At 61.9% G+C, this 24,785-nt stretch carries 23 protein-coding genes; 16 read left to right on the top strand and 7 right to left on the bottom strand.

Annotated elements, in window-relative coordinates:
• Positions 1 to 33: 33 nt before the first annotated feature.
• The 6 genes from odhB (at position 34) to E2H86_RS21275 (ending at position 7,688) form a co-directional block, all read left to right on the top strand.
• Positions 34 to 1,254, top strand: coding sequence for a 2-oxoglutarate dehydrogenase complex dihydrolipoyllysine-residue succinyltransferase (gene odhB, locus E2H86_RS21300; protein ID WP_133331440.1), 1,221 nt, complete (start codon positions 34 to 36; stop codon positions 1,252 to 1,254).
• A gap of 96 nt (positions 1,255 to 1,350) precedes the next feature.
• Positions 1,351 to 2,787, top strand: a complete 1,437-nt coding sequence (lpdA, locus tag E2H86_RS21295; protein WP_133331437.1) for a dihydrolipoyl dehydrogenase — start codon at positions 1,351 to 1,353, stop codon at positions 2,785 to 2,787.
• A 171-nt stretch (positions 2,788 to 2,958) separates the two neighbouring features.
• Positions 2,959 to 4,125 (top strand): ADP-forming succinate--CoA ligase subunit beta, encoded by a 1,167-nt coding sequence (sucC, locus tag E2H86_RS21290; RefSeq protein WP_011534748.1) that lies wholly within the window; start codon positions 2,959 to 2,961, stop codon positions 4,123 to 4,125.
• Positions 4,125 to 5,009, top strand: coding sequence for a succinate--CoA ligase subunit alpha (sucD, locus tag E2H86_RS21285; protein WP_004376004.1), 885 nt, complete (start codon positions 4,125 to 4,127; stop codon positions 5,007 to 5,009). The genes sucC and sucD overlap by 1 nt, the downstream gene beginning before the upstream one ends.
• Before the next feature lie 372 nt (positions 5,010 to 5,381).
• A complete protein-coding gene (brnQ, locus tag E2H86_RS21280; protein WP_133331435.1) occupies positions 5,382 to 6,695 on the top strand; it encodes a branched-chain amino acid transport system II carrier protein in 1,314 nt (437 codons plus the stop codon).
• Between the two features lie 246 nt (positions 6,696 to 6,941).
• Positions 6,942 to 7,688, top strand: a complete 747-nt coding sequence (locus tag E2H86_RS21275; RefSeq protein WP_133331433.1) for a DUF599 domain-containing protein — start codon at positions 6,942 to 6,944, stop codon at positions 7,686 to 7,688.
• A 69-nt stretch (positions 7,689 to 7,757) separates the two neighbouring features.
• On the opposite strand, the gene E2H86_RS21270 is transcribed toward E2H86_RS21275, so the two are convergent.
• Complete coding sequence (locus tag E2H86_RS21270; protein WP_133331431.1) at positions 7,758 to 8,033, bottom strand: hypothetical protein; 276 nt, start codon at positions 8,031 to 8,033, stop codon at positions 7,758 to 7,760.
• 166 nt (positions 8,034 to 8,199) lie between these two features.
• Here E2H86_RS21270 and E2H86_RS21265 point away from each other — a divergent pair, with 166 nt between their 5' ends.
• The 4 genes from E2H86_RS21265 (at position 8,200) to E2H86_RS21250 (ending at position 11,932) form a co-directional block, all read left to right on the top strand.
• Positions 8,200 to 8,676: a PaaI family thioesterase gene (locus tag E2H86_RS21265; protein ID WP_133331429.1), complete on the top strand. Its 477-nt coding sequence runs from the start codon at positions 8,200 to 8,202 to the stop codon at positions 8,674 to 8,676.
• A complete protein-coding gene (locus E2H86_RS21260) occupies positions 8,673 to 9,155 on the top strand; it encodes a PaaI family thioesterase (RefSeq protein WP_133331427.1) in 483 nt (160 codons plus the stop codon). Before E2H86_RS21265 ends, E2H86_RS21260 begins: the two co-directional genes overlap by 4 nt.
• A gap of 70 nt (positions 9,156 to 9,225) precedes the next feature.
• The gene (gene htpG, locus E2H86_RS21255) at positions 9,226 to 11,130 is read left to right on the top strand and encodes a molecular chaperone HtpG (RefSeq protein ID WP_133331425.1); all 1,905 of its coding nucleotides are present in this window, start codon (positions 9,226 to 9,228) and stop codon (positions 11,128 to 11,130) included.
• 76 nt (positions 11,131 to 11,206) lie between these two features.
• Entirely contained in the window at positions 11,207 to 11,932 is a 726-nt protein-coding gene (locus E2H86_RS21250) for a dienelactone hydrolase family protein (protein ID WP_133331423.1), read from the top strand.
• 30 nt (positions 11,933 to 11,962) lie between these two features.
• Here E2H86_RS21250 and E2H86_RS21245 read toward each other — a convergent pair whose 3' ends face one another.
• A complete protein-coding gene (locus E2H86_RS21245; protein ID WP_133331421.1) occupies positions 11,963 to 12,826 on the bottom strand; it encodes a pirin family protein in 864 nt (287 codons plus the stop codon).
• Positions 12,827 to 12,941: 115 nt separating this feature from the next.
• Between E2H86_RS21245 and E2H86_RS21240 the strand changes: the two genes are divergently transcribed.
• Positions 12,942 to 13,946 carry an amidohydrolase family protein gene (locus E2H86_RS21240; protein WP_133331419.1) on the top strand — a complete coding sequence of 335 codons (1,005 nt, stop codon included), beginning with the start codon at positions 12,942 to 12,944 and terminating at the stop codon, positions 13,944 to 13,946.
• 95 nt (positions 13,947 to 14,041) lie between these two features.
• Here the strand turns inward: E2H86_RS21240 and fabB are convergent, their stop codons facing one another.
• From fabB to E2H86_RS21215, 5 genes are all read right to left on the bottom strand, one after another.
• The gene (gene fabB, locus E2H86_RS21235) at positions 14,042 to 15,262 is read right to left on the bottom strand and encodes a beta-ketoacyl-ACP synthase I (protein WP_133331417.1); all 1,221 of its coding nucleotides are present in this window, start codon (positions 15,260 to 15,262) and stop codon (positions 14,042 to 14,044) included.
• Between the two features lie 11 nt (positions 15,263 to 15,273).
• A complete protein-coding gene (gene fabA, locus E2H86_RS21230; protein WP_008089108.1) occupies positions 15,274 to 15,789 on the bottom strand; it encodes a 3-hydroxyacyl-[acyl-carrier-protein] dehydratase FabA in 516 nt (171 codons plus the stop codon).
• Between the two features lie 211 nt (positions 15,790 to 16,000).
• Complete coding sequence (locus tag E2H86_RS21225) at positions 16,001 to 17,929, bottom strand: response regulator (protein ID WP_133331415.1); 1,929 nt, start codon at positions 17,927 to 17,929, stop codon at positions 16,001 to 16,003.
• Entirely contained in the window at positions 17,926 to 18,816 is an 891-nt protein-coding gene (locus E2H86_RS21220) for an ABC transporter substrate-binding protein (protein WP_133331413.1), read from the bottom strand. Before E2H86_RS21220 ends, E2H86_RS21225 begins: the two co-directional genes overlap by 4 nt.
• Positions 18,816 to 20,972 carry a TonB-dependent receptor plug domain-containing protein gene (locus E2H86_RS21215; RefSeq protein WP_196172646.1) on the bottom strand — a complete coding sequence of 719 codons (2,157 nt, stop codon included), beginning with the start codon at positions 20,970 to 20,972 and terminating at the stop codon, positions 18,816 to 18,818. The genes E2H86_RS21220 and E2H86_RS21215 overlap by 1 nt, the downstream gene beginning before the upstream one ends.
• Before the next feature lie 113 nt (positions 20,973 to 21,085).
• On the opposite strand from E2H86_RS21215, the gene E2H86_RS21210 reads away from it, so the two are divergent.
• The 5 genes from E2H86_RS21210 (at position 21,086) to E2H86_RS21190 (ending at position 24,702) form a co-directional block, all read left to right on the top strand.
• Positions 21,086 to 22,111, top strand: coding sequence for an NAD(P)H-dependent glycerol-3-phosphate dehydrogenase (locus E2H86_RS21210; RefSeq protein WP_133331411.1), 1,026 nt, complete (start codon positions 21,086 to 21,088; stop codon positions 22,109 to 22,111).
• Between the two features lie 36 nt (positions 22,112 to 22,147).
• Positions 22,148 to 22,495, top strand: coding sequence for a DUF4389 domain-containing protein (locus E2H86_RS21205; RefSeq protein WP_133331409.1), 348 nt, complete (start codon positions 22,148 to 22,150; stop codon positions 22,493 to 22,495).
• Complete coding sequence (gene sixA / locus E2H86_RS21200) at positions 22,492 to 22,950, top strand: phosphohistidine phosphatase SixA (RefSeq protein WP_133331407.1); 459 nt, start codon at positions 22,492 to 22,494, stop codon at positions 22,948 to 22,950. The genes E2H86_RS21205 and sixA overlap by 4 nt, the downstream gene beginning before the upstream one ends.
• Positions 22,951 to 23,062: 112 nt before the next feature.
• Positions 23,063 to 23,851 (top strand): alpha/beta fold hydrolase, encoded by a 789-nt coding sequence (locus E2H86_RS21195; RefSeq protein ID WP_133331405.1) that lies wholly within the window; start codon positions 23,063 to 23,065, stop codon positions 23,849 to 23,851.
• Entirely contained in the window at positions 23,848 to 24,702 is an 855-nt protein-coding gene (locus tag E2H86_RS21190; protein WP_133331403.1) for an alpha/beta hydrolase, read from the top strand. Before E2H86_RS21195 ends, E2H86_RS21190 begins: the two co-directional genes overlap by 4 nt.
• Positions 24,703 to 24,785 lie beyond the last annotated feature (83 nt).

Raw genomic sequence — 24,785 nt, 5'->3', positions numbered from 1 at the left:
GCACCTGAAACCGAATTTAAGGAAACACTGATAATGGCTATCGAGATCAAAGCCCCAACCTTCCCGGAATCGGTTGCCGACGGCACCGTTGCCACCTGGCACAAGCAGCCGGGCGATGCCGTCAAGCGTGACGAGCTGATCGTCGACATCGAGACCGACAAAGTCGTCCTGGAAGTGCTGGCCACCGCCGATGGCGTGCTGGGCGCAATCGTCAAGGGCGAGGGCGACACCGTCCTGTCCGACGAAGTGCTGGGTTCGATCGTTGAAGGCGGCGCCGCTGCCGCCGCTCCTGCTGCTGCCCCGGCCGCTGCTGCCCCGGCTGCCGCTGCTGCTGCCGACGCGGGTGAAGACGACCCGGTCGCCGCTCCAGCTGCGCGCAAGCTGGCTGAAGAGAACGGCATCGACCTGGCTACCGTTGCCGGTACCGGCAAAGGCGGTCGTGTGACCAAGGAAGACGTGGTGGCTGCCGTCGCCAACAAGAAAGCCGCGCCGGCCCCGGCTGCCAAGCCAGCTGCCGCTCCTGCCGCTGCAGTCGTCGCCGCTGCCGGCGATCGCACCGAGAAGCGTGTGCCGATGACCCGCCTGCGTGCCAAGATCGCCGAGCGTCTGGTCGAAGCCCAGTCGAGCATGGCCATGCTGACTACCTTCAACGAAGTCGACATGACCGAAGTCATGGCCCTGCGTTCGAAGTACAAGGACCTGTTCGAGAAGACCCACAACGGCGTACGCCTGGGCTTCATGTCGTTCTTCGTCAAGGCCGCCACCGAAGCACTGAAGCGCTTCCCGGCTGTCAACGCCTCGATCGACGGCAACGACATCGTCTACCACGGTTATGCCGACGTCGGCGTTGCCGTGTCCAGCGATCGTGGCCTGGTGGTACCGGTCCTGCGTAACGCCGAGTCGATGAGCCTGGCCGAAATCGAGAACGGCATCGCCACCTTCGGCAAGAAGGCCCGTGACGGCAAGCTGGCCATCGAAGAAATGACGGGTGGTACCTTCACCATCACCAACGGTGGTACATTCGGCTCGATGATGTCGACCCCGATCGTCAACCCGCCACAGGCTGCCATCCTGGGTATGCACAACATCATCCAGCGCCCGATGGCGATCAATGGCCAAGTGGTCATTCGCCCGATGATGTACCTGGCGCTGTCCTACGACCACCGTCTGATCGATGGCAAGGAAGCCGTGACCTTCCTCGTCACCATCAAGAACCTGCTGGAAGATCCGTCCCGCCTGCTGCTGGACATCTAAACGCGCAGCTGCAAGCTGCAAGCGGCACGCTTCGAGTGAAGGCGTGCCGGCCTTGCGGCTTGCAGCTTGCCGCTTGAAGCTAAAAAGGAATCTTTTATGACCCAGAAATTCGATGTAGTGGTGATTGGTGCAGGTCCCGGCGGCTATGTTGCCGCTATCAAGGCCGCACAACTTGGTCTGAAGACTGCCTGTATCGAGAAGTACACCGACGCCGAGGGCAAGCTGGCCCTGGGCGGTACCTGCCTGAACGTGGGTTGCATTCCTTCCAAGGCGCTGCTGGACAGCTCCTGGAAATACAAGGAAGCCAAAGAGAGCTTCAACGTCCACGGCATCTCCACTGGTGAAGTGAAGATGGACGTCGCCGCGATGGTGGGCCGCAAGGCCGGCATCGTGAAGAACCTGACCGGTGGCGTCGCCACTCTGTTCAAGGCCAACGGCGTCACCTCGATCCAGGGCCACGGCAAACTGCTGGCTGGCAAGAAAGTCGAAGTCACCAAGGCTGACGGCACCACCGAAGTCATCGAAGCCGAGAACGTGATCCTGGCTTCGGGCTCGCGTCCGATCGACATTCCACCGGCTCCGGTCGACCAGAACGTCATCGTCGACTCCACCGGCGCTCTGGAATTCCAATCGGTACCCAAGCGCCTGGGCGTGATCGGTGCTGGCGTCATCGGTCTGGAGCTGGGTTCGGTCTGGTCCCGCCTGGGTGCCGAAGTGACCGTTCTGGAAGCCCTGGACACCTTCCTGATGGCCGCCGACACCGCGGTCTCCAAGGAAGCCCAGAAGACCCTGACCAAGCAGGGCCTGGACATCAAACTGGGCGCTCGTGTGACCGGTTCCAAGGTCAACGGTGAAGAAGTCGAAGTCACCTACACCGACGCCAATGGCGAGCAGAAGATCGTCTTCGACAAGCTGATCGTCGCGGTCGGCCGTCGTCCGGTCACCACTGACCTGCTGGCTGCCGACAGCGGTGTGAACATCGACGAGCGTGGCTACATCTACGTCGACGATCACTGCGCCACCAGCGTTCCAGGCGTCTATGCCATCGGCGACGTGGTCCGTGGTCTGATGCTGGCACACAAGGCCTCGGAAGAGGGCATCATGGTCGTCGAGCGCATCAAGGGCCATAAAGCCCAGATGAACTACGATCTGATCCCATCGGTCATCTACACCCACCCGGAAATCGCGTGGGTCGGCAAGACCGAACAGGCCTTGAAGGCAGAGGGCGTTGAGGTTAACGTGGGCACCTTCCCGTTCGCGGCCAGCGGCCGTGCGATGGCAGCCAACGACACCGGTGGTTTCGTCAAGGTCATCGCCGATGCCAAGACCGACCGCGTCCTGGGTGTTCACGTGATTGGCCCATCGGCTGCCGAACTGGTGCAGCAGGGTGCGATCGCGATGGAATTCGGCACCAGTGCCGAGGATCTGGGCATGATGGTCTTCAGCCATCCGACCCTGTCCGAAGCGCTGCACGAAGCAGCGCTGGCTGTGAATGGCGGCGCCATTCACGTAGCCAACCGTAAGAAGCGTTAATTATAAAAACCACGGCGGATCGCCCGTCGTGAGTCTTGCGTGCATGGCTCACCGCGGAACGTCCGCCGGACCGGATCACAAGGGATAACCCAGGGTCAACGGTCACAGGTGGTGCGGCGCCAAACTTGGCGCAGCACCGAAGCGCAGTACCTAACGAAGACGGTAAAAAGCATGAATCTTCACGAGTATCAGGGTAAGCAGCTGTTCGCTGAGTACGGCCTGCCAGTTTCCAAGGGTTTCGCTGTCGACACCCCTGAGCAAGCGGCAGAAGCCTGCGACAAGATCGGCGGTTCGGAGTGGGTGGTAAAAGCCCAGGTCCACGCCGGTGGTCGCGGTAAAGCGGGCGGCGTCAAGCTGGTTCGCAGCAAAGAAGACGCCAAGGCGTTCGCTGCGCAGTGGTTGGGCAAGAATCTGGTCACCTACCAGACCGATGCCAACGGTCAACCAGTTTCCAAGATCCTGGTCGAGTCCTGCACTGACATCGCCAAAGAGCTGTACCTGGGCGCTGTAGTGGATCGTTCGAGCCGCCGTATCGTGTTCATGGCCTCCACCGAAGGTGGCGTGGACATCGAGAAAGTCGCTCACGAAACCCCCGAGAAGATCCTCAAGGCTACCATCGACCCGCTGGTCGGCGCTCAGCCGTTCCAAGGTCGTGAGCTGGCGTTCCAGCTGGGTCTGGAAGGCAAGCAAGTTCAACAGTTCGCCAAGATCTTCGTCGGTCTGGCCAAGCTGTTCAAGGATCACGATCTGGCCCTGCTGGAAGTGAACCCGCTGGTGATCAAGGCCGATGGCGACCTGCACTGCCTCGATGCCAAGATCAACATCGACGCCAACGCCATGTACCGTCAGCCTAAGCTGAAGACCTTCCACGATCCGTCGCAGGACGACGCCCGTGAAGCCCACGCTGCCAAGTTCGAACTGAACTACGTTGCCCTCGAAGGCAACATCGGCTGCATGGTCAACGGTGCCGGCCTGGCCATGGGTACCATGGACATCGTCAACCTGCACGGCGGCAAGCCAGCCAACTTCCTCGACGTTGGCGGCGGCGCTACCAAAGAACGCGTTACCGAAGCGTTCAAGATCATTCTGTCCGACAGCAATGTCGCGGCCGTACTGGTCAACATCTTCGGCGGCATCGTTCGCTGCGACATGATTGCCGAAGGCATCATCGGTGCAGTGAAAGAAGTCGGCGTCAAGGTTCCGGTGGTCGTTCGCCTCGAAGGCAACAACGCCGAACTGGGCGCTAAAGTACTGGCAGAAAGCGGTTTGAACATCATTGCGGCCACCAGCCTGACCGACGCTGCTCAACAAGTTGTCAAAGCTGCGGAGGGCAAGTAATGAGCGTCCTGATCAATAAAGACACCAAAGTCATCTGCCAGGGCTTCACCGGCTCGCAGGGTACTTTCCACTCCGAACAAGCCATCGCCTACGGCACCAAGATGGTTGGCGGCGTGACTCCGGGCAAGGGCGGCACCACTCACCTGGGTCTGCCAGTGTTCAACACCGTGAAAGAAGCGGTAGAAGCCACCGGCGCCGACGCTTCGGTCATCTACGTTCCGGCTCCTTTCTGCAAGGACTCGATCCTGGAAGCGGCCTTCGGCGGCATCAAGCTGATCGTCTGCATCACTGAAGGCATTCCTACCCTGGACATGCTGGATGCCAAGGTCAAGTGCGACGAACTGGGCGTGACCCTGATCGGCCCGAACTGCCCCGGCGTGATCACCCCAGGCGAGTGCAAGATCGGCATCATGCCAGGTCACATTCACCTGCCAGGCAAGGTCGGTATCGTCTCGCGTTCCGGCACCCTGACCTATGAAGCAGTCAAGCAGACCACCGACGCCGGCTTCGGCCAGTCGACCTGCGTCGGTATCGGTGGCGACCCGATCCCAGGCTCGAACTTCATCGACATCCTGAAGCTGTTCCAGGAAGATCCGAAGACCGAAGCGATCGTCATGATCGGTGAGATCGGCGGTTCGGCCGAGGAAGAAGCTGCAGCCTACATCAAGGCCAATGTCACCAAGCCTGTCGTTTCGTACATCGCCGGTGTTACGGCACCTGCGGGCAAGCGCATGGGCCACGCTGGCGCCATCATCTCCGGCGGCAAGGGCACTGCGGACGAGAAATTCGCCGCCCTGCAGGACGCTGGTGTGAAGACCGTGCGTTCCCTGGCTGACATCGGCAAGGCTCTGGCTGAGCTGACTGGCTGGGAAGTCAAGAAGTAACACTGCAATACCCCCCACGCGCACAGAGGCCACCTTCGGGTGGCCTTTGTCGTTTCTGGGGGGGGAGGTTGGCCTAGCTTTTTTCGATGGGCTTAATAGGAATTTTCTGAGAGACGGAGCTGCTGAGTCCTTCAATAATGACGCTCGTCTTCGGTTGCACAGACGACAAACATAGTCATACATCGGACAAGCGGGTCCGTTGCAGTGCGTTTGTCCAGTAAAACGGTTAATCTACGCGTTCACTCTGTGCCCGTGCCCCAAAAGGGAACGACACGCTAAACGGGTCTGGCTCACCAAGCCGGGCAGCATTTCCCCCACCCATGGGGAAATCCCCTCTCGAATCCCGATTTCAGCAGTGTGGTACTACCCTAAATGAAAGTTCTGAAAGGCCAGGATATCCTGGCGCTTGGCTTTATGACGTTTGCGCTTTTCGTCGGTGCAGGCAATATCATCTTTCCGCCCATCGTCGGCCTGCAGTCCGGTCCCCACGTGTGGATGGCCGCACTCGGCTTCCTGGTGACCGCGGTCGGCTTGCCGGTCATCACAGTGGTCGCCCTGGCCAAGGTCGGTGGCGGTATGGATGCCTTGAGCAGCCCGATTGGCAAGTTCTTCGGTGGCTTGCTGGCAGCAGTGTGCTACCTGTCGGTCGGTCCGCTGTTCGCTACCCCGCGCACCGCGACCGTGTCCTTCGAGGTGGGTGTCGCGCCGTTGACCGGCGAAAGCCCGACCGCGCTGTTCATCTACAGCCTGGTGTACTTCGCCGTGGTACTGGCGGTGTCCATGTATCCTGGCAAGTTGCTCGACACCGTGGGGCGCTTCCTCGCGCCATTGAAGATCATCGCCCTGGCGGTGCTCGGCATCGCGGCCTTCATGCTGCCGGCTGGGACCGTCGGCGAGGCGCAGCCGGCCTATGCCGCCGCCGCGTTCTCCAAGGGCTTCGCCGATGGTTACCTGACCATGGATACCTTGGGTGCCCTGGTATTCGGTATCGTCATCGTCAACGCCATCCGTTCGCGGGGCGTGGAGTCGCCGAAGCTGATCACCCGCTATGCCATCATCGCCGGCCTGATCGCCGGTGTCGGCCTGGCGCTGGTGTACATCAGCCTGTTCCGCCTGGGGTCGAGCAGCCATGAAATCGCAGCCGGTGCCACCAACGGCGCGGCGGTATTGCATGCCTACGTGCAGCACACCTTCGGCTCGCTGGGCAGCGGCTTCCTGGCCGTGTTGATCGCTCTGGCCTGCCTGGTGACGGCCGTTGGCCTGACCTGTGCCTGCGCCGAATATTTCAGCCAGATGCTGCCGCTGTCGTACCGGACACTGGTGGTGATTCTGGCCGGCTTCTCGCTGTTGATCTCCAACCTGGGTCTGACCAAGCTGATCATGTTCTCGATTCCGGTCCTCACCGCGATCTATCCGCCGTGCATCGTGGTCGTCGGGCTGAGTTTCGTCAAAGACCTGTGGAACTCACCATCGCGCATCCTTGCACCGGTGATGCTGGTCTCCTTGCTGTTCGGTATCGTCGATGCCATCAAGGGCAGCGACATCGCCCACGTGCTGCCGGACTTCATGGCGCACTTGCCGCTGAGTGACCAAGGCCTGGCCTGGCTGGTGCCTTCGGTGGTGACCCTGGTTGGCGCTGTGGCGTGCGACCGTATGCTTGGCAAGCCACGCGAAGCGTTGGCCTGATGTGTTGAAGCCAACGCTAGCTGTCGGCCACAAGCCGTAGGGCAGCTAGCGAGGGTCTCGATGCGAAAAACCCCGTATCCGCAAGGATACGGGGTTTTTTTTGGTTCTTCACGGATGAGCGGAGGGGCTGTGGGGACATCCGAGGCGCCCTTGGAAATTTCTCGCCAGGTCTGTGCCTTTTGCTTTCATCAAACGTCGAAAGGCGGTCACTCGTCGATATGTGCGCCTGACCCTCGAGGATCCTGCATGAACTTCATCCAAAGCAACCTCCACAATTTCCTGGCCGTCTGCTGGTTCGCCCTGTGTTGGGGCGGGTATACCCGTTACGCCATCTGGAAAGGCCGCGACACGGCATGCCTGGCCAGCGTCCTGCATCTGTATCGAGAGGACTGGATGCGCCGCATGCTGCTGCGTGACAACCGTATCGCCGACGCCAGCGTGATAGGCAACCTCGAACGTAACGCTTCGTTCTTCGCCTCCAGCACCCTGATCATCCTGGCGGGTATCCTTACGGTGCTGGGCGCATCCGACCGGGCGCTGTCGTTGCTGGCGGACCTGCCTTTGGTGCAGCAGGCTTCGCAGGGTATGTCGGAGATCAAGTTGCTGTGCCTGGCCATGGTATTCGTCTATGCCTTCTTCACCTTCAGCTGGTGTATGCGTCAATACAATTTCGCTGCAGTGCTGGTGGGGTCTGCACCGATGATTGGCGAGCGTTTGGTCAATGAGCTGGAGCGCAAGGCATTCGCCTCGCGGGCGGCGCGAGTATTGTCGCTGGCGGCTAACCAGTTCAACTTCGGTTTGCGCTCTTACTACTTCGGCATGGCCATGTTGACCTGGTTCATCAGCCCATGGTTGTTCATGGTGGTGAGTGTTGGGGTAGTGCTGATCCTGTATCGCCGTGAGTTTCATTCCGATGTGCTGGAAGTGATGGTATTCACGCCGACGGAACATGTATCGGATGTACCGCGCGATACCGCGGGTAGCAATGCCTGAAACGTTTAACCGAAATACCCGAGGCATAAAAAAACCCGACCTGAGTCGGGTTTTTTGTGCGGCGCTCTGTTACTGCTTGGCAGGCTCGGCCGGGGCAGTTTCTGGAGCTGGCGTTGCCGGAGCAGCTTCCTCGGCAGCTTTTTGCTCAGCTTCAGCCTGATCTTTGGCGGCTTCGGCGTTTTCCTTGGCAGCGTCGTTCATTTTATCCTGAGCTTCACCCATCTTCTCCTGGGCCTGCTCGGCGTGTTCCTGTGCGTCCTGGGCTTTGTCTTCGCTCGCTTTATCGCAAGCGGCCAGACCCATGGCAGCGGCCAGCATCAGAGCAAAAGCAAAAGGTTTACGCATGGGGTGTTTCTCCTTGGTGGAATAATTGACTTGATCCTTGGAGCTATAGGATACGGCATTAGTTCCGGAAAAATTACAAATATATAACGTCCTATCCTATATAGACTTTTTTCAGGTTTTATGCAGCTTCGTAAGCAGGGTCCGATGCAACCAGGGAAGTGTCCGCATGAATACAACAAGTTTGATGGCCATGGCCGAGCGATTTCTCGGTGCACTGAAACATTGTCAGTTACTGCGCATGCGCGTAGCCCACGCCGATGCCGACGGCATGACCCTGGTGCTGCCATGGTCGCCGCATATCGTTGGCAATCCGCAGACCGGCGCTGTGCATGGCGGCGCCCTGAGCACCCTGATGGATACCACCTGCGGCATGGCCACACTGTGTGCGCTGCCACGTTTCGAGGTCTGCCCGACCCTCGACCTGCGTATCGATTTCATGCACCCCGCGCAGCAGGGCAAGGATATCTTCGCCCATGCCCATTGCTATCGGGTGACCCGAGATGTGATCTTCACGCGCGGCAGTGCCTACCAGGATGACCCGGCGCGCCCAGTCTGCCAGGTGGTCGGCACCTTCATGCGCCTGGGCCAGGACGTGCGCGGCGGACTCGGCTTTGGCGCGCGGCTCAAGGAGGATGACGCATGATGGACGCAGCGTTACGCCAACAGCTCAACCAGGCCCATGCCAAGGGTGACTACCGGCCACTGCTGGCGTTGATCCCCTATGCGGGTCTGATCGGTATCGAATGCCAGCGCCAGGGCGACGACCTGCTGTTCCGCCTGCCAGCCAGTCCGGACAACGTCGGCAACCCGTTGCTGCCGGCCCTGCACGGAGGCGTGATCGCGGGGTTCATGGAGCTTGCCGCCGAACTGTATCTGTTGATCTACAGCGACAGTGTGAGCATTCCCAAGATCATCGATTTCTCCATCGACTACCTGCGCGCCGGCCACCTGAGAGACACCTACGCCCAGTGCCAGTTGTGGCGCCAAGGCCGGCGCGTGACCAATGTCGCCGTCACCGCCTGGCAGGGCGAATCCCAGGAGCCGATCGCCACGGCACGGGCGCATTTCAAGATCGAGCCGCAAAAGCCCTTGAAATCGTCGGGGCAGCCCCCATCTGCATGACATCCCGCCGTTAAAGCAGGCCGCTGCGGCCGCAGGCGATCACTGCCATCAGATTGGAGTTTTGAAGACCATGAGTGTGGAGACTCAAAAAGAAACCCTGGGCTTCCAGACCGAGGTGAAGCAACTGCTTCACCTCATGATCCATTCCCTGTATTCGAACAAGGAGATCTTCCTTCGCGAGCTGATCTCCAACGCTTCCGACGCCGCCGACAAGCTGCGCTTCGAGGCCCTGGCCAAGCCCGAGCTGTTTGAGGGCGACACCGATCTGAAGATCCGCCTGAGCTTCGACAAGGACGCCGGTACCGTGACCCTCGAGGACAACGGCATCGGCATGAGCCGCGAAGACGTCATCACCCATCTGGGCACCATCGCCAAGTCCGGCACCGCCGACTTCATGAAGAACCTGACCGGTGACCAGAAAAAGGACTCGCACCTGATCGGTCAGTTCGGCGTGGGCTTCTATTCGGCGTTCATCGTCGCCGACAAGGTCGACGTATACAGCCGCCGTGCCGGTCAGCCGGCTGCCGAGGGCGTGCACTGGTCGTCCAAGGGCGAAGGTGAATTCGAAGTCGCCACTATCGACAAGGCGCAACGCGGCACCCGCATCGTCCTGCACCTGAAAAAGGATGAGCAGGAGTTCGCCGATGGCTGGCGCCTGCGCAACGTGGTCAAGAAATACTCCGACCACATCGCCCTGCCGATCCAGCTGCCCAAAGAGCAGGCGGCCGCCGAAGGCGAAGAGCAACCGGCCGAAGAGTGGGAAACCGTCAACCGCGCCAGTGCGCTGTGGACCCGTCCGCGTACCGAAATCAAGGACGAGGAATACCAGGAGTTCTACAAGCACATCGGTCATGACTTCGAAAACCCGCTGGCCTGGAGCCACAACAAGGTCGAAGGCAAGCTCGAATACAACTCGCTGCTCTACGTCCCCGCCCGCGCGCCGTTCGACCTGTACCAGCGCGAAGCGCCACGTGGCCTGAAATTGTACGTGCAGCGCGTGTTCATCATGGACCAGGCCGAGTCGTTCCTGCCCCTGTACCTGCGCTTCATCAAGGGCGTGGTCGACTCCAACGACCTGTCGCTGAACGTATCTCGCGAGATCCTGCAGAAGGATCCGATCATCGATTCGATGAAATCGGCGCTGACCAAGCGCGTACTGGACATGCTGGAGAAGCTGGCGAAGAACGAACCTGAACAGTACAAGGGCTTCTGGAAGAACTTCGGCCAAGTATTGAAGGAAGGTCCGGCCGAAGACTTCGCCAACAAGGAAAAGATCGCCGGGCTGCTGCGCTTTGCCTCCACTCAGGACGACAGCGGCGAGCAGGTCGTCGCGCTGGCCGATTACCTGGCGCGCGCCAAGGAAGGCCAGGACAAGATCTACTACCTCACCGGCGAATCGTACGCTCAAGTCAAGAACAGCCCGCACCTGGAGGTCTTCCGCAAGAAAGGCATCGAGGTCCTGCTGCTGACCGATCGCATCGACGAGTGGCTGATGAGCTACCTGAGCGAGTTCGACGGCAAGCAGTTCGTCGACGTCGCCCGCGGCGACCTGGACCTGGGCAACCTGGACTCCGAAGAAGACAAGAAGGCCCAGGAAGAAGTCGCCAAGGAAAAAGAAGGCCTGGTCGAGCGCCTCAAGGGTGCGCTGGGTGAGGCTGTCGCCGAAGTGCGTGTTTCCCATCGTCTGACCGACTCCCCGGCGATTCTGGCGATCGGCGAACAGGACCTGGGCGTGCAGATGCGCCAGATCCTCGAGGCGAGCGGTCAGAAAGTGCCGGACTCCAAGCCGATCTTCGAATTCAACCCGACCCATCCGCTGATCGAGAAGCTGGACAACGAGCAGAGCGAAGACCGATTCGCCGAGCTGTCGCACATCCTCTTCGACCAGGCGGCGCTGGCGGCCGGTGATAGCTTGAAAGACCCGGCGGCTTACGTTCGTCGCCTGAACAAGCTGTTGGTCGAACTGTCTGCTTGAGTAGAAATGGAAAGCCCGCTTCGGCGGGCTTTTTTCATGGCTGCCTGTTGAAAGAACCGCGCCTAAGGAGTGCTTGATGAGCAAGGTAATCGTCGAATCGTTGATCTATCACCTGTCCGGCAAGACCTACGAGAGTCGCCTGGTCTATACCCCCGGCTCGATGCCGCAGCCGGGCCTGGTGATGGCTCCGAACTGGATGGGTATCAGTGAAGGTGCCGAGCGCATTGCCAAGGAAGTGGCGGAAAAGGGCTATGTGGTACTGATTGCCGATCTATATGGGCAATCGGTGCGTCCGTCCAATGCCGATGAAGCCGGTGCGGCGATGATGCCGTTGAAGAATGACCGTGGTGAACTGCGCAAGCGCATGCAGGAGGCCCTCGCGCAGTTGCTGGGGCAGTCCAAGGCATTGCTCGAGCCGGGCAAGGTCGCTGCGTTCGGCTTCTGCTTCGGCGGCTGCTGTGCCCTGGAGCTGGCACGTGACGGTGCTGATCTGAAGGCGGCGGTGTCGTTCCATGGCACCCTGGATACGCCGAACCCTGAGGACGCCAAGCGCATCAAAGGCTCGGTGTTGGTGCTGCATGGTGCGTCCGACCCGTTGGTGCCCAAGGAGCAACTGCCGGCGTTCGAGGACGAGATGAATGCTGCCAAGGTCGACTGGCAGCTGCTCAGCTATGGCGGTGCGGTGCATTCGTTCACCGATCCGAACGCCAATGTGCCGGGCAAGATGCAGTATGACCGCCGCACGTCGGAGCGAGCGTTCCGCTCGATGCACAACCTGCTGACTGAAGTGTTCCAGCGCTGATGCAACCAGGGGCCGCAAAGCGGCCCCTGTTCAGCGAGGCAACTCGATTCTCGAAGACTCTCCTGGAACGCCAGGCCAATCCCCCGCAGCCCACCTCGCCCTGGCCTGTTCGATCAACTCCGGATCGCTGGCTACGAAGTTCCAGTTCATCCTCCGCGGCCCATCCAGCGGCGCGCCGCCGATCAACACCAACTGACATTCCCCCTCGGCATACAGGCTGACTGGCTCGCCTTCAGGCAGCACGATCAGGCTACAGGCTTCGATCTCCTCGTCATTGAGCACCAGTTCGCCGTCGAGCAGGTACAGTGCCCGCTGTGGATGTTCGCAAGGCACCAGGAGCGTAGTGGCAGGTTGCATCTGCACATGGGCGTACAGGGTAGGGGAGAGCACCGGTACGGGCGACTCCAGGCAGAAACCATTGCCGGCGATCATGCAGATGCGTACCCCCAGGTTCTCGCTGACCGGCAAGCTCGCCGCCGGATGATGGCTGTAGCTGGGCTCGCCTTGTTCGAATTCCCGTGGCGACGCCAGCCATACCTGCAGGCCATGCAGGCGAGAGCCGTGGGTCAGGGCGTCGGTTGGGGTGCGCTCGACGTGCGCGACCCCCTTGCCGGCTGTCATCCAGCTCACATCCCCGGGTAACACATGTTGCGCCGAGCCCAAGCTGTCCTTGTGCAGGATCGTCCCTTCGAACAGGTAGGTCAGGGTCGACAGGCCGATATGGGGGTGTTGGCGGATGTCCATCCCATGGCCGGGTGCGTAATCGGTTTCGAGCATGTGATCGAAGAACACGAATGGGCCGACACTCCGGCACTGGGCCGAAGGCAGCGGGCGCAGGATCGGTTGGCCCTCGACCGATTCGACACGAGGGTGGATGACCAGTGGGCTGCTCATGGTGGGCTCCAACAGGGAGGAAATGCACCCAGCATAGCGGGTTGCCAGGCAATGCTGAACCGTTGCGCTTGGGCTTGGGTCTACCTTGTTCAAAGCCACCACAAGGAACGCTCCGATGATCGTCAAAGCACTGGCTGGCATGCTGTTGTGCGGTTGGATGTGCCAAGCCGCACAGGCCCGCGAGTACCGCTACAGTGACGCCCACCTGCACTACGTGGACTTCTTCCAGGAAACCGAAGGCATGCCTGCGCTGATTCAGGCCATGGATGAGGCTGGCGTGGAACAGTCGATGATTTCCGGTATCCCGGTGGCCAAGAAGTGGCACGAGGACGAACCCAAGCGCCCACGCTATTACGCCGGAGACGATGCCGATGCATATTGGTACAGCGCCACCGATGTCTATGTGGCGGCCGCACTGGAAAAGCTGCCTGAGCAACAGCGCCGGCGCTTTCACCCGTTTCTGAGTGGTTTCAATCCGGTGGACAAGAACGCTGTCAGCCATATCGAGCGGATGCTCGATTTGTACCCTGGCCTTTGGCAGGGCATCGGCGAGGTGTTCACCCGCCATGATGACCTGACCGCCCTCACCAGTGGTGATACACCGCGCGCCAACAATGAGGCCATGACCCGCATCTACCACCTGGCCGCTGAACGTGACCTGCCGGTATTGCTGCACTCCAACATCACCTCCAAGCGTGAGCGCAATCCGTTGTACCTGGCCGAGATCGAGGAGCCTCTACGTAACCATCCGCATACTCGCTTCATCTGGGCTCATGCCGGGAGCAGCCTGGAGATCCATCGGCACCAGACGCAGATGGATTTCCTGCTGCCGGTGTTGACTCGCTTGCTGGAGGATTATCCAAATCTGTATATCGATTTGTCCTGGAGCGTGCTCCAGCCCTACCTGCTGGATAAGCAAGGTGAGCCGCGCAAAGAGTGGCTGGCGCTGGTCGAGAAGTACCCCGAGCGTTTCATGCTGGGTTCCGACGTGGTGGGGCGTTTCGCTAGCGTGGGCGAGCAGATGCGCGGGTTCGAGCCGTTTCTGGACGCGTTGCCGGAAGACGTGGCGATCAAGGTCGCGCGGGAGAATTTCCTGGCGGTGCTGCCCGGCAACAAATGATGGTGGTCTGTGCCGGTGCTTTCGCGGGGCACTGACCCATACAAACGAAAACGCCCCGAACCAGTCGGGGCGTTTTCGATTACCGCATCAGCGTCTTACTTGCCTTCCCAGCGCTTGAGCACCAGGGTGGCGTTGGTGCCGCCGAAGCCGAAGCTGTTGCTCATGACCGTGTCGATCTTGGCGTTTTCTTCGGTCTTGCGCAGGATCGGCAGGTCGGCGACCTCTGGATCCAGCTCGTCGATGTTGGCGGAGCCGGCGATGAAGTTGTTTTCCATCATCAGCAGGCAGTAGATCGCCTCGTGCACGCCGGCGGCGCCCAGGGAGTGGCCCGACAGGCTCTTGGTCGAACTGATCTTGGGCGCCTTGTCGCCGAACACTTCGCGAACACCCTTGATCTCCGCGACGTCACCGACCGGAGTCGAGGTGCCGTGGGTGTTCAGGTAGTCGATCGGGGTGTCGACGGTGGACAGCGCCTGCTGCATGCAGCGGATGGCGCCTTCGCCGCTCGGTGCGACCATGTCGTAGCCATCGGAAGTCGCGCCGTAGCCGACGATCTCGGCGTAGATCTTGGCGCCACGGGCCAGGGCGTGTTCCAGCTCCTCGACCACCACCATGCCGCCGCCGCCAGCGATGACGAAGCCATCACGGTCAGCGTCGTAGGCGCGCGAGGCCAGTTCCGGGGTGTCGTTGCGCTTGGTCGACAGGGCGCCCATGGCATCGAACAGGAACGACTGGCTCCAGTGCTCTTCTTCGCCGCCGCCGGCGAAGACGATGTCCTGCTTGCCCCACTGGATCTGCTCCAGGGCGGTACCGATGCAGTGTGCCGAGGTGGCGCAGGCCGACGAGATCGAGTAGTTGATGCCCTTGATCTTGAACGGGGTGGCCAGGCACGCCGATACGGTGCTGCCCATGGTGCGGGTCACACGGTAGGGGCCGACGCGCTTGACGCCTTTTTCACGCAGGGTGTCCAGCGCTTCCATCTGGTTCAGGGTCGAGGCGCCGCCGGAACCGGCCACCAGACCGGTACGGGGGTTGGAAACCTGTTCTTCGGTCAGGCCGGCGTCCTTGATCGCATCCTGCATCGCCAGGTAGGCGTAAGCCGCGGCGTGACCGACGAAGCGGTAGACCTTGCGGTCGATCAGTTCTTCGAGGTTGAGGTCGATGGAGCCGGAAACCTGGCTACGCAGCCCCTGTTCCTTGTATTCCGGGTTGTAACGGATACCCGGACGGCTGTTGCGCAGGTTTTCGGTGACGGTAGCTTTGTCATTGCCCAGGCACGAAACGATGCCCAGACCAGTGATAACGACGCGGCGCATGCGAATAACCCTTAGAAATTGTCAGTGGAGGTGAACACGCCGACCCGCAGGCCTTCGGCAGTGTAGATCTCGCGGCCGTCGACGCTGACCGAGCCATCGGCGATGGCCATGTTCAGCTTGCCCTTCAGGACGCGCTTGATGTGGATGTTGTAGGTGACTTTCTTGGCGGTGGGCAGTACCTGGCCAAAGAATTTCACTTCGCCCGAACCCAGCGCTCGGCCACGGCCTGGCAGGCCTTGCCAGCCGAGGAAGAAACCGACCAGTTGCCACATGGCGTCGAGGCCCAGGCAGCCTGGCATCACCGGGTCACCCTCGAAGTGGCAGGCGAAGAACCACAGGTCCGGGGTGATATCCAGCTCGGCGACCAATTCACCTTTGCCGTACTTGCCGCCTTCTTCGCTGATGTGGGTGATGCGATCGACCATCAGCATGTTCGGGGCGGGCAGTTGCGCATTACCTGGGCCGAACAGCTCACCGCGACTGCAGCGCAGCAGGTCTTCCCGAGTAAAGGCGTGTTGTTTGGTCATGCGAGCTCCTCAATAACCCCCTGTGGCAGGGGATGAATCTTCCCGGCCGGCCCGGCGTACAGATGAGCCCGGGGCGGCAGCCTACAGGTAGACTATTGCGTTGTGGTGAAAGTCACAGCGCACCTGCCAAAAGAAGTACAGGTGTGCACTGAAACGTCTATTTTCAGGGCCGAAATAGGTCCTGTCCAGTCTTTAAGACTGCCGCACTTTATCATTTATCGCCAGTCGCCGCTGCCTGGCCGGGAAGCCAGCGCTGCAGTATCCGCTGCAATTCGCTACGGCGAAAGGGTTTGCTCAGGTAATCGCTCATGCCGGCGGCCATGCAGCGCTCCCGATCGCCCTGCAGCGCATTGGCGGTCAGCGCGATGATCGGTAGTGCCTGGCAGCCGGGCAATTGGCGAATCCGCCGGGTGGCTTCGTAGCCATCCAGATGTGGCAGGCGGCAGTCCATCAAGACCGCGGCAAAGTGTTGTTGACCGACCCGCTCCAGCGCTTCGAGACCATCCTGGGCCACCTGTACCTGCAAACCGAGGCTGCGCAGCATGGCTTCGATCACGCTCTGATTGACCGGATTGTCTTCTACCAGCAATACCGGGCCATGCTCGGCCATGGCCGGCGCACCAGAGATGGCCATGGGCAGCGCAGTAGGGCCGGGGTTGGCCAAAGCCAGTGGGATTTCCAGGGTAAAGGTCGAGCCCAGGCCCTCTCGGCTTTCGCCACGCAGCTTGCCGCCCATGCGCTCGGCCAGTGTCCTGGCGATCGACAAGCCCAGGCCGGTACCCCCGTAGCGGCGCGAGATCGAGCTGTCGGCTTGCTGGAAGGCAACGAACATCATCTCCAGGCGTTCGCTATCGATGCCGATGCCGGTATCGCACACACTGCAGGTGAACCACAGCGACTGGGGCTCGAGCCGTTGCCAGTGAGCTTTCACCTCGACCTGGCCATGCTCGGTGAACTTCAAGGCATTGCCGATCAGGTTCAGCAGGATCTGGCGTATCCGCGTCGGGTCACCGACCACTGCCGGTTGCTCCGCCTCGGTCGGCAGTTGCAGGTGCAGTGCCAGCCCCCGCTGCTGGGCGCTGTGCTGGAACGACTGCACGCAGCTGGCGATCAGTTCGACGAGATCGAAGTCGATCCGTTCGAGCTCCAGGGTCGTGCGCTCGATGCGCGAGAAGTCGAGGATGTCGTTGATCACTTTGAGCAGGTGCCCGGTCGACTCGCTGGCCACGGCCGCGTAATCGGCTTGCTCGCTGGTCAGCTGGGTCGTCTCGAGCAATTGCAGCATACCCAGGACACCGTTCATCGGCGTGCGCAGTTCGTGGCTCATCATGGCCAGGAATTCGGACTTGGCACGGTTGGCCTGTTCGGCCTCCTCGCGTGCCTGGGTCAGTTGAGCGATGGCCTGTTTCTGTTCGGCACTGGCCTGTTCCAGGGCGGCGGCCAGATTGTTGATGTGGCGTGCCAGGTGGCCTAACTCACTGTCGTCGACCACCGGTAGCGGGGTGTCGTATTCACCCTGCTGGATGGCCTTGACCGCATGCCCCATGTCGCTGATCGGTTTGGCCAGGCTCAAGGCCAGGCGGCGGGCGAGAAGGAACGTGAAGAGCAGGGCGAACAAGGCGAGGATGCCGGCCTTGATGACGATTTCCTGCTGCCGCTGGCTGAACGCATCGTCGGACATGCCAACGATCACCCGGCCGAGGTAGTCGTCGCCGATGGCCGGCGTCGATACCTTGCCCGGCTGCAGGAAGTCGCTGTCCAGGCGGATCTGCTGCAGGCGGATCGGCGCCTGGAACACTTCCACGCGTTGGGCGCGGTTCGCGCTCTCGTTCGACTGTTCGACATACACGAGGATATGGTTGCGGCTGTCCTGTACCTCGAGGAAGCGCACATGGGGGATGCTCAAGGTGGCACGCATCAACCCCTCGAGGACCTCGTTGTTGCCCGAAATCACCCCGTATTCGGACGCCGGCGCCAGTTGGTTGGCGATCAGTTGCCCGGTGTGGTTGAGCTCCTGGCGTAAGTCCTGGATGCGTACGAAGGTGAAAAAACTGATCAGCAGCAGGGTCAGCAGCAGCGCAGGCCCCAGGCTGATGATCTGGGTGCGGGTGTGGATGTCCCAGCTAAGGCGTTTGCTCATGGCAGGGGGGCTCCATCGGCCAGGGCCTTGGCGGCGGCATTCGAATCGATCGGCTCCAGGCCCAGGGCTCGGGCGACTTGTTGATTGCCACTGACGCCGAAGCGCGTCGGGTAGAGGCTGCGCGGCCAGCGTGCGGGGGGCTGATCGAGCAATCGGTCGAGTACTGCCAGCCAGTCGTCCTGATCGCTGTAGGTGCTGGCCAGGGCGCCAGCGCGGACGAATCCGACGTTGGGGCCGATCAGGGCCATCTGCCGGCTATAGCTGCTGAGCAAGAGGTTCTTCGCCGTCTTCGAGTTGTACAGGTCCGGGTCGTCGAGCCCCAACAGCACGTCGCTGTTCGCCAGCAGGTCATGCAGCGGACGGCTGTCGCGCAGGTCGGGCCAGTCCTGGGCGACGATTTCCAGGCCCAGTGGCCGGGCGGCCTGGCGCAGTTCGTCGAGCAGGAACTGGCTGTGTTGACCGTACAGCACACCGATGCGCTGGGCCTGCGGGAGCAGATAGCGAGTCAGGCGCAGTTGCCGTGCCAGGGGTGGGTCGCTCCACAGCAGCGTCAAGTGCCCGGGACGCGACTTTCCCAGGCGTTGCTGCGCCTGTACCCGGCTGATGCGCATGGCCAGGGCGGGTGGCCCGGCGGTTTCGCCCAAGCGCCAGTCCAGCGCGGCATTGTCGAGCAGTACCAGGCGAGTGTCGGCCTTGAGCTGACTGGGTCGCGGCAGCTCCGCCAGAGGCATGAAACGCACCTGGTCGTGCTGACGCCGGTCGGCCAGGGCGGTGACGAAGCTGCGGATGCCCGCCTGGTCCTCTGCTCCGACCAGCAGGATTTCGCTGGCCGACAGCGTGCCCAGTGGCCATAGACAGAACAGCAGCAGGTGCAGCAGGCGCAGCATCAGAATTCCAGCTCCGCACTGATGCTCAGGCGGTGGCGGCTGTCGTAGCGATTCTGTACCAGTGTGGTCGGCTCGTCGTCCAGGCGCTGTTGCCACAGTGCGGCCAGCTCCAGATTGCTGCCCTGGATCCGGAAGCGCTTGGCCACGCGCAGGTCGACGCGCTCGTAGCGGTAGCCATTGAGGGCATCGCTGCCGTAATAGAACAGTGCACTCGACCAGTTATCGTCCCATTCGCGCATCCACCCGGCCGAGCCGCTGTTGCGCGCGGTGAGGCGACTGTCGTCGGCGTTACTGGCCCAGGCATCGACGTAGGCGTAGGTCAGGCGCAGGCGGTCGCGCCGCGTCGCCCGCCAATCCAGTTGGGCTTCGCTGCCGCTGAAACGGGCCTTGTTGCTGTTGCTGGCTATGTACTGGTTGTTCTTCAGGGGCTCGCTGATCATTCCTGTGATCTCGTCGTAGAACAGCTTTACATCCATGTTCAGGTCGATGTCGCTGAACGAGCCGTTGTAACCCAGCTCGCGCGAGCGCATGCGTTCCTGATCGAGGTCGCCCGGCCCACGGGTCTTGACGAAGTATTGACCATCGTGGAGACCATACAGGTTGGGCGTGAGGTTCTTGACCGTGTAACTCCAGTTGACGTTGTTCTCGAACATGTCCGGCGAGCGGATGGCTTCGGAATACACCGCGCGCAAGCCATGGCGCGGGGTTATCAGGTAGTTCACCGCCATGCGCGGGGTGAGTGAGCTGCCGGACAGGCGCGAATCCTCGAACATGGCGCCGCCCTGGACGATCCAGTGCTCGTCGGCACGCCACTCCAGTTGACCGAACAGGCGCCAGGTCTGATCGTCGATACTGCCGTTGAAGTAGGTCTGCGAATCGGCGCGATCATAGCGATAATTCATGCCACTGAGCAGCCGCAGACTATCGGTCAGGCTGAGCGTATCCTGGATTTCCAGGTCGTAGCGGGTCTCGCGGGTGCTCTGGTCGACGTCGCCGCAGATGGTCTGCTTGCCATTGAGGTCGCTACCCGGGTTGTTCCACTGTTGGCTGATCGCGTCGATCAGCCCTTGCTCGACCGGGTTGCTGCCGGCAGGTGGCGCGCCGGCATTGCGGGCAACCTTTTCGGCGAGGTTCGGGTTCATTTGCCACAGCCGGGTCAGTTCGGGGCTGAACGCCAGCGCGGCATCGCAGGCGCGCCAGACCTGCTGGCGGTCGAAGTGCTGCGCCGAGCCTTGCACATAAAGGCTGTGTTCGGGATTGAAGTCGATGTTCCAGCGTACCGAACCGGCGTAGTCCTTGGCGTTGACGTCGGCGTCGTTGCCGGCCTGATAGTTGCCGAACACCGGTTGGTAGGTGTAGGGCCGCTGGTTGCTGCCTTCCTTGGCCGCCAGCTGCCATTCCAGGGTCTGGTCTGGGGCCAGGTTATGGCTGACACTCAGGTTGACGCGGTTCAGGCGGCGGCTGTCGCGGTAGTCGTTACCGAACTGATCCTGGTCGAAACCGTCGTCCTGTTGGCCCGACACCGAGAGGCGCAGGTCGCCGCCGTCCCAGCCGAAGCCGTGGCTGAGGTAATAGTCGTTGATGCCATCCTCGCCCCGGGTGAGCTTCATGCGCGTGCCATGGCTGTCGGCCGGATTGCGGGTCAGGATGTTGACCACCGCCATCAGGGCGTTGGCGCCGTAACTGACGGTGTTGGGGCCGCGGAAGACCTCGATGCGCTCGATGTCCTCCATGGCGACCGGAATGTCGCTCCAGTCCACCGTGGCCAGGCCGGCGCGATACACGGAACGGCCGTCGATCAGCACCTGCATGCGTCGGGCTTCGCTGACGTTGCTGCCGTGGTAGTTCACTGTCGCCTGGTTGCCGGCCCCGTAGCCGATCATCATGCCCGGTACCAGGCGCAACAGCTCCGGGATGTCACGCGCGCCGCTGGCGCGGATCAGTTGGCTGTCGAGCACGGTCATGCTCCCCGGCACCGCCGCCGGGGATTGTTTGAGCCGCGTGGCGGTCAGAACCTGGGGCAGGTCGGTGTTGTCGATGAACAAATCATCGGCCATGACCGGGCCGCCGAGCAGCGCGGTCAGTAACAGCAGACGAGGATACGGGGGCGTGCCAGGAAACACGGTACGGCCTTGTTTCGGTTGTGAGTCAGGCATGTTAACCGACCCGACGGCTTTTGCCAGTGATCGCTGTTGTCGGCTTGGCGCAGGGCGGGCGACCCGTATAATGGAGCGGTCGCCACTTAACTTTTGGCTTTAACGGACTGGATATGACTGAACAGCAACCTGTTGCGGTTCTGGGAGGCGGCAGCTTCGGCACCGCCGTGGCGAACCTGTTGGCCGAGAACGGCGTACCGGTGCGCCAATGGATGCGAGACCCCGAGCAGGCCGAGGCGATGCGTGTCAATCGCGAGAACCCGCGCTACCTCAAGGGCATTCGCCTGCTCGACGGTGTCGAACCGGTCACCGATCTGCTGGCCACGCTGCAGGCCAGCGATCTGATTTTCGTCGCCTTGCCTTCCAGTGCTCTGCGCAGCGTACTGGCCCCGCATGCCGAGCTGCTGCGCGGTAAGTGCCTGGTCAGCCTGACCAAGGGCATCGAGGCCCACAGCTTCAAGCTGATGAGCCAGATTCTCGAAGAGATCGCCCCCCAGGCGCGCATCGGCGTGCTATCCGGGCCCAACCTGGCCCGCGAGATCGCCGAGCACGCTCTGACCGCCACGGTGGTCGCCAGTGAGGACGAAGACCTCTGCCAACGGGTGCAGGCCGTGCTACACGGGCGCACCTTCCGGGTCTACGCCAGCAGCGACCGATTCGGTGTCGAGCTGGGCGGGGCGCTGAAGAACGTCTACGCGATCATCGCCGGCATGGCCGTGGCCCTGGGCATGGGCGAGAATACCAAGAGCATGCTGATCACCCGTGCGCTGGCGGAAATGACCCGTTTCGCCGTCAGCCTGGGCGCCAACCCCATGACTTTCCTGGGTCTGGCCGGAGTCGGTGACCTGATCGTCACCTGCTCCTCGCCCAAGAGCCGCAACTACCAGGTCGGTCATGCCCTGGGCCAGGGCCTTAGCCTGGACGAGGCGGTCAACCGCCTGGGCGAAGTCGCCGAAGGGGTCAATACGCTGAAGGTGCTCAAGGCCAAGGCCGAAGAGGTTCAGGTCTACATGCCGCTGGTGGCCGGCCTGCATGCCATCCTGTTCGAAGGTCGTACGTTGAACCAGGTGATCGAGCGCCTGATGCGCGCAGAGCCCAAGACCGACGTCGATTTCATTTCAACCAGTGGTTTCAATTGAGCCGCGAGCGGCTCTGAACCGAGCAAGGAGCGATACATGAACGATTCTCCGGAGCGCGCCCAGCGCGAGTCCATCATCCTGCGGGTACTGTGGATGGTGGTCTTCGTGGTGGTCTGGCAGCTGGCCGAGTTATTGCTCGGTGGCCTGGTGCTGGTGCAACTGATCTACCGCCTGGTCTATGGCGCGCCGAGTGCCGGACTGATGAACTTTGGCGACAGTCTCAGCCAGTACCTGGCGCAGATCGGCCGCTTCGGCAGTTTCCACAGCGACCAGAAGCCCTGGCCGTTCGCCGACTGGCCGGCGCCGCGCGCCCCTGAAGGCGAAGCGCCGCACGCCGTGGCGCCAGCGCCGCATCCGGCGCATGACGAGGAGCCCAAACTATGAAGCTGTGGATCCTGCGTCACGGCGAGGCCGAGCCGCGGGCCAACAGCGATGCCGAAAGACGGCTGACCGGCCACGGTCGCGAACAAGTGCTGCACAGTGCCGCACAGTTACTTGGACAACCCTTGCTGGCGATCATCGCCAGTCCCTATGTGCGGGCGCAGCAGACCGCGGCACTGGTACATGAAACCCTGGGTTTCGCCGAGCCGGTCCTCACCGTCGCCTGGTTGACGCCGGAGAGCGATCCCCGGCAGGTGATCGCTGAGGTCGAGCGCTTGGGCCTGGAACAGGTGCTGCTGGTCAGTCATCAGCCATTGGTCGGCGGCCTGGTCGGCCTGCTCGAGCATGGTCACCTGCAGCAACCGGCGGCGATGAGCACAGCCAGCCTGGCTGAATTGGAGGGCGATTGGCCCCTGGCTGGGCTGATGACCTTGCGAGCATTGCACCATGCCCCGTGAGGCAACCGCCGGCGGATGACCTGATAGCCCTTGGCGATGACCTTTCCGGACGTTGCCTGGGGCTTGATGACTACCGACAATGGGCCATCATTCCAGTCGCGGACCCGGTGCCATGTCGCAGCAGATCTTCTTCGCTCACGCCAACGGCTTCCCCTCGGCCACCTATGGCAAGCTGTTCGCTGCCCTGGCACCGGACTATCAGGTGCTCCACCTGGCGCAACACGCCCATGACCCGCGTTTCCCGGTCGATGACAATTGGCAGAATCTGGTCGATGAATTACTCCACCACCTGAGCCAGCAGGATGCGCCTGTGTGGGGGGTGGGCCATTCCCTGGGCGGCGTGCTGCACCTGCACGCCGCGCTACGCCGACCGGAGTTGTACCGGGGCGTGGTGATGCTCGACTCCCCGCTGCTGACGCGGGCCGATCAATGGTTCATCCGTACCGCCAAGCGCTTTGGTTTCATCGACCGTATCACCCCTGCCGGGCGCACCTTGGGACGCCGCGAAGCCTTCGTCGATCGCGACAGCGCGCGCGACTATTTTCTCGGCAAGACCTTGTTCCGTCACTTTGACCGCGATTGTCTGGAAGCCTACCTGGAACACGGCTTGGAACCGACCGATGACGGCTTGCGCCTGCGCTTCGATGCGGCCACGGAAATCAGCATCTACCGCAGCATTCCCCATGCCAGCCCGGCGCCCGCCAGGCAACTCCAGGTGCCCCTGGCGATGGTCCGAGGCGAGCGCAGCCGAGTCATCCGTCGCCACCATGCGCTGGCGGTGCGTGGCATGGCCAGGGGTGAGTATCACAGCGTACCGGGCGGGCACATGTTTCCCTTGGAACGCCCCGTGGACACCGCCAGCCTGATCAAGGGCCTGTTCGACCGTTGGAGCCAGGCATGAGCGCCCATGTCGAGGAAATCCGCCTGAGCCTCGGGCATATCGAACTGGCCGCGCATCTGTTCGGGCCGCCCGACGGCCTGCCGGTGATCGCGCTGCATGGCTGGTTGGACAACGCCAACAGCTTCGTGCACCTGGCTCCCCGCCTGAGCGGCTTGCGCATCGTCGCCCTCGACCTGGCCGGGCATGGCTATTCGGCCCATCGCCCGGCGGGGGCGGGGTACACCCTTGCCGACTATGCCCACGACGTCCTGCGGGTCGCCGAACAACTGGGCTGGCAACGTTTCGCGCTGCTCGGCCATTCCCTTGGCGCGATCATCTCGGTGCAACTGGCCGGCGCCCTGCCCGAGCGGGTCAGCCATCTGGCGTTGATCGATGGGGTGGTGCCACCGACCGGTAGCGAGACCGATGCGGCCGAGCGCCTGGGGATGGCTCTGCAGGCTCAGCTTCGCCTGGATGGCAAGCGCAAGTCGGTGTACCGCTCGGAAGAGGAGGGGGTGCAGGCGCGCATGAAAGGCATGGTGGCGGTGTCCCATGACGCCGCACAATGGCTGGCCCAGCGAGGCCTGATGCCGGTCCCCGGTGGCTACAGCTGGCGTAGCGACAGTCGCCTGACCTTGCCGTCGCCAATGCGCCTCAGCCAGGCCCAGGCAATGGCCTTCGTGCACCGGGTGCAATGCCCGACCTGCCTGGTGGTGGCGGCCGAGGGCATGCTTGCACGCAACACCGAGCTGCTCGAGCAGCTACCCTTTGAGCAGGTGACTCTTCCTGGTGGTCACCACTTGCACCTCAACGATGAGCACGGCGCGGCCCTTGTCGCAGACTGTTTCAATCGCTTCTTTGGCTTTGCTTGACTTGCGCCGGACAAGTGTCGAGGCTTGCTGGGTTGAACAGGGAGACAACCATGCACATTCCAGACCTCCTGGAGCTAGATCTC

Origin of the sequence: Pseudomonas putida, from assembly GCF_004357765.1 — a bacterium.
GTDB classification, from domain to species: domain Bacteria; phylum Pseudomonadota; class Gammaproteobacteria; order Pseudomonadales; family Pseudomonadaceae; genus Aquipseudomonas; species Aquipseudomonas putida_U.
The sequence above is the reverse complement of the archived record's forward strand: the minus strand, read 5'-3'. Positions and strand labels throughout refer to the sequence as shown.

Coding starts and splice junctions, on each gene's coding strand:
- E2H86_RS21195 (WP_133331405.1), top strand. CDS start 23,063: ATGTCGCAGCAGATCTTCTTCGCTCACGCCAACGGCTTCCCCTCGGCC.
- fabA (WP_008089108.1), bottom strand. CDS start 15,789: ATGACCAAACAACACGCCTTTACTCGGGAAGACCTGCTGCGCTGCAGT.
- odhB (WP_133331440.1), top strand. CDS start 34: ATGGCTATCGAGATCAAAGCCCCAACCTTCCCGGAATCGGTTGCCGAC.
- E2H86_RS21245 (WP_133331421.1), bottom strand. CDS start 12,826: ATGAGCAGCCCACTGGTCATCCACCCTCGTGTCGAATCGGTCGAGGGC.
- E2H86_RS21265 (WP_133331429.1), top strand. CDS start 8,200: ATGAATACAACAAGTTTGATGGCCATGGCCGAGCGATTTCTCGGTGCA.
- htpG (WP_133331425.1), top strand. CDS start 9,226: ATGAGTGTGGAGACTCAAAAAGAAACCCTGGGCTTCCAGACCGAGGTG.
- E2H86_RS21260 (WP_133331427.1), top strand. CDS start 8,673: ATGATGGACGCAGCGTTACGCCAACAGCTCAACCAGGCCCATGCCAAG.
- sucD (WP_004376004.1), top strand. CDS start 4,125: ATGAGCGTCCTGATCAATAAAGACACCAAAGTCATCTGCCAGGGCTTC.
- lpdA (WP_133331437.1), top strand. CDS start 1,351: ATGACCCAGAAATTCGATGTAGTGGTGATTGGTGCAGGTCCCGGCGGC.
- sucC (WP_011534748.1), top strand. CDS start 2,959: ATGAATCTTCACGAGTATCAGGGTAAGCAGCTGTTCGCTGAGTACGGC.
- E2H86_RS21270 (WP_133331431.1), bottom strand. CDS start 8,033: ATGCGTAAACCTTTTGCTTTTGCTCTGATGCTGGCCGCTGCCATGGGT.
- E2H86_RS21210 (WP_133331411.1), top strand. CDS start 21,086: ATGACTGAACAGCAACCTGTTGCGGTTCTGGGAGGCGGCAGCTTCGGC.
- brnQ (WP_133331435.1), top strand. CDS start 5,382: ATGAAAGTTCTGAAAGGCCAGGATATCCTGGCGCTTGGCTTTATGACG.
- E2H86_RS21240 (WP_133331419.1), top strand. CDS start 12,942: ATGATCGTCAAAGCACTGGCTGGCATGCTGTTGTGCGGTTGGATGTGC.
- E2H86_RS21190 (WP_133331403.1), top strand. CDS start 23,848: ATGAGCGCCCATGTCGAGGAAATCCGCCTGAGCCTCGGGCATATCGAA.
- E2H86_RS21220 (WP_133331413.1), bottom strand. CDS start 18,816: ATGCTGCGCCTGCTGCACCTGCTGCTGTTCTGTCTATGGCCACTGGGC.
- E2H86_RS21225 (WP_133331415.1), bottom strand. CDS start 17,929: ATGAGCAAACGCCTTAGCTGGGACATCCACACCCGCACCCAGATCATC.
- fabB (WP_133331417.1), bottom strand. CDS start 15,262: ATGCGCCGCGTCGTTATCACTGGTCTGGGCATCGTTTCGTGCCTGGGC.
- E2H86_RS21215 (WP_196172646.1), bottom strand. CDS start 20,972: ATGCCTGACTCACAACCGAAACAAGGCCGTACCGTGTTTCCTGGCACG.
- E2H86_RS21250 (WP_133331423.1), top strand. CDS start 11,207: ATGAGCAAGGTAATCGTCGAATCGTTGATCTATCACCTGTCCGGCAAG.
- sixA (WP_133331407.1), top strand. CDS start 22,492: ATGAAGCTGTGGATCCTGCGTCACGGCGAGGCCGAGCCGCGGGCCAAC.
- E2H86_RS21205 (WP_133331409.1), top strand. CDS start 22,148: ATGAACGATTCTCCGGAGCGCGCCCAGCGCGAGTCCATCATCCTGCGG.
- E2H86_RS21275 (WP_133331433.1), top strand. CDS start 6,942: ATGAACTTCATCCAAAGCAACCTCCACAATTTCCTGGCCGTCTGCTGG.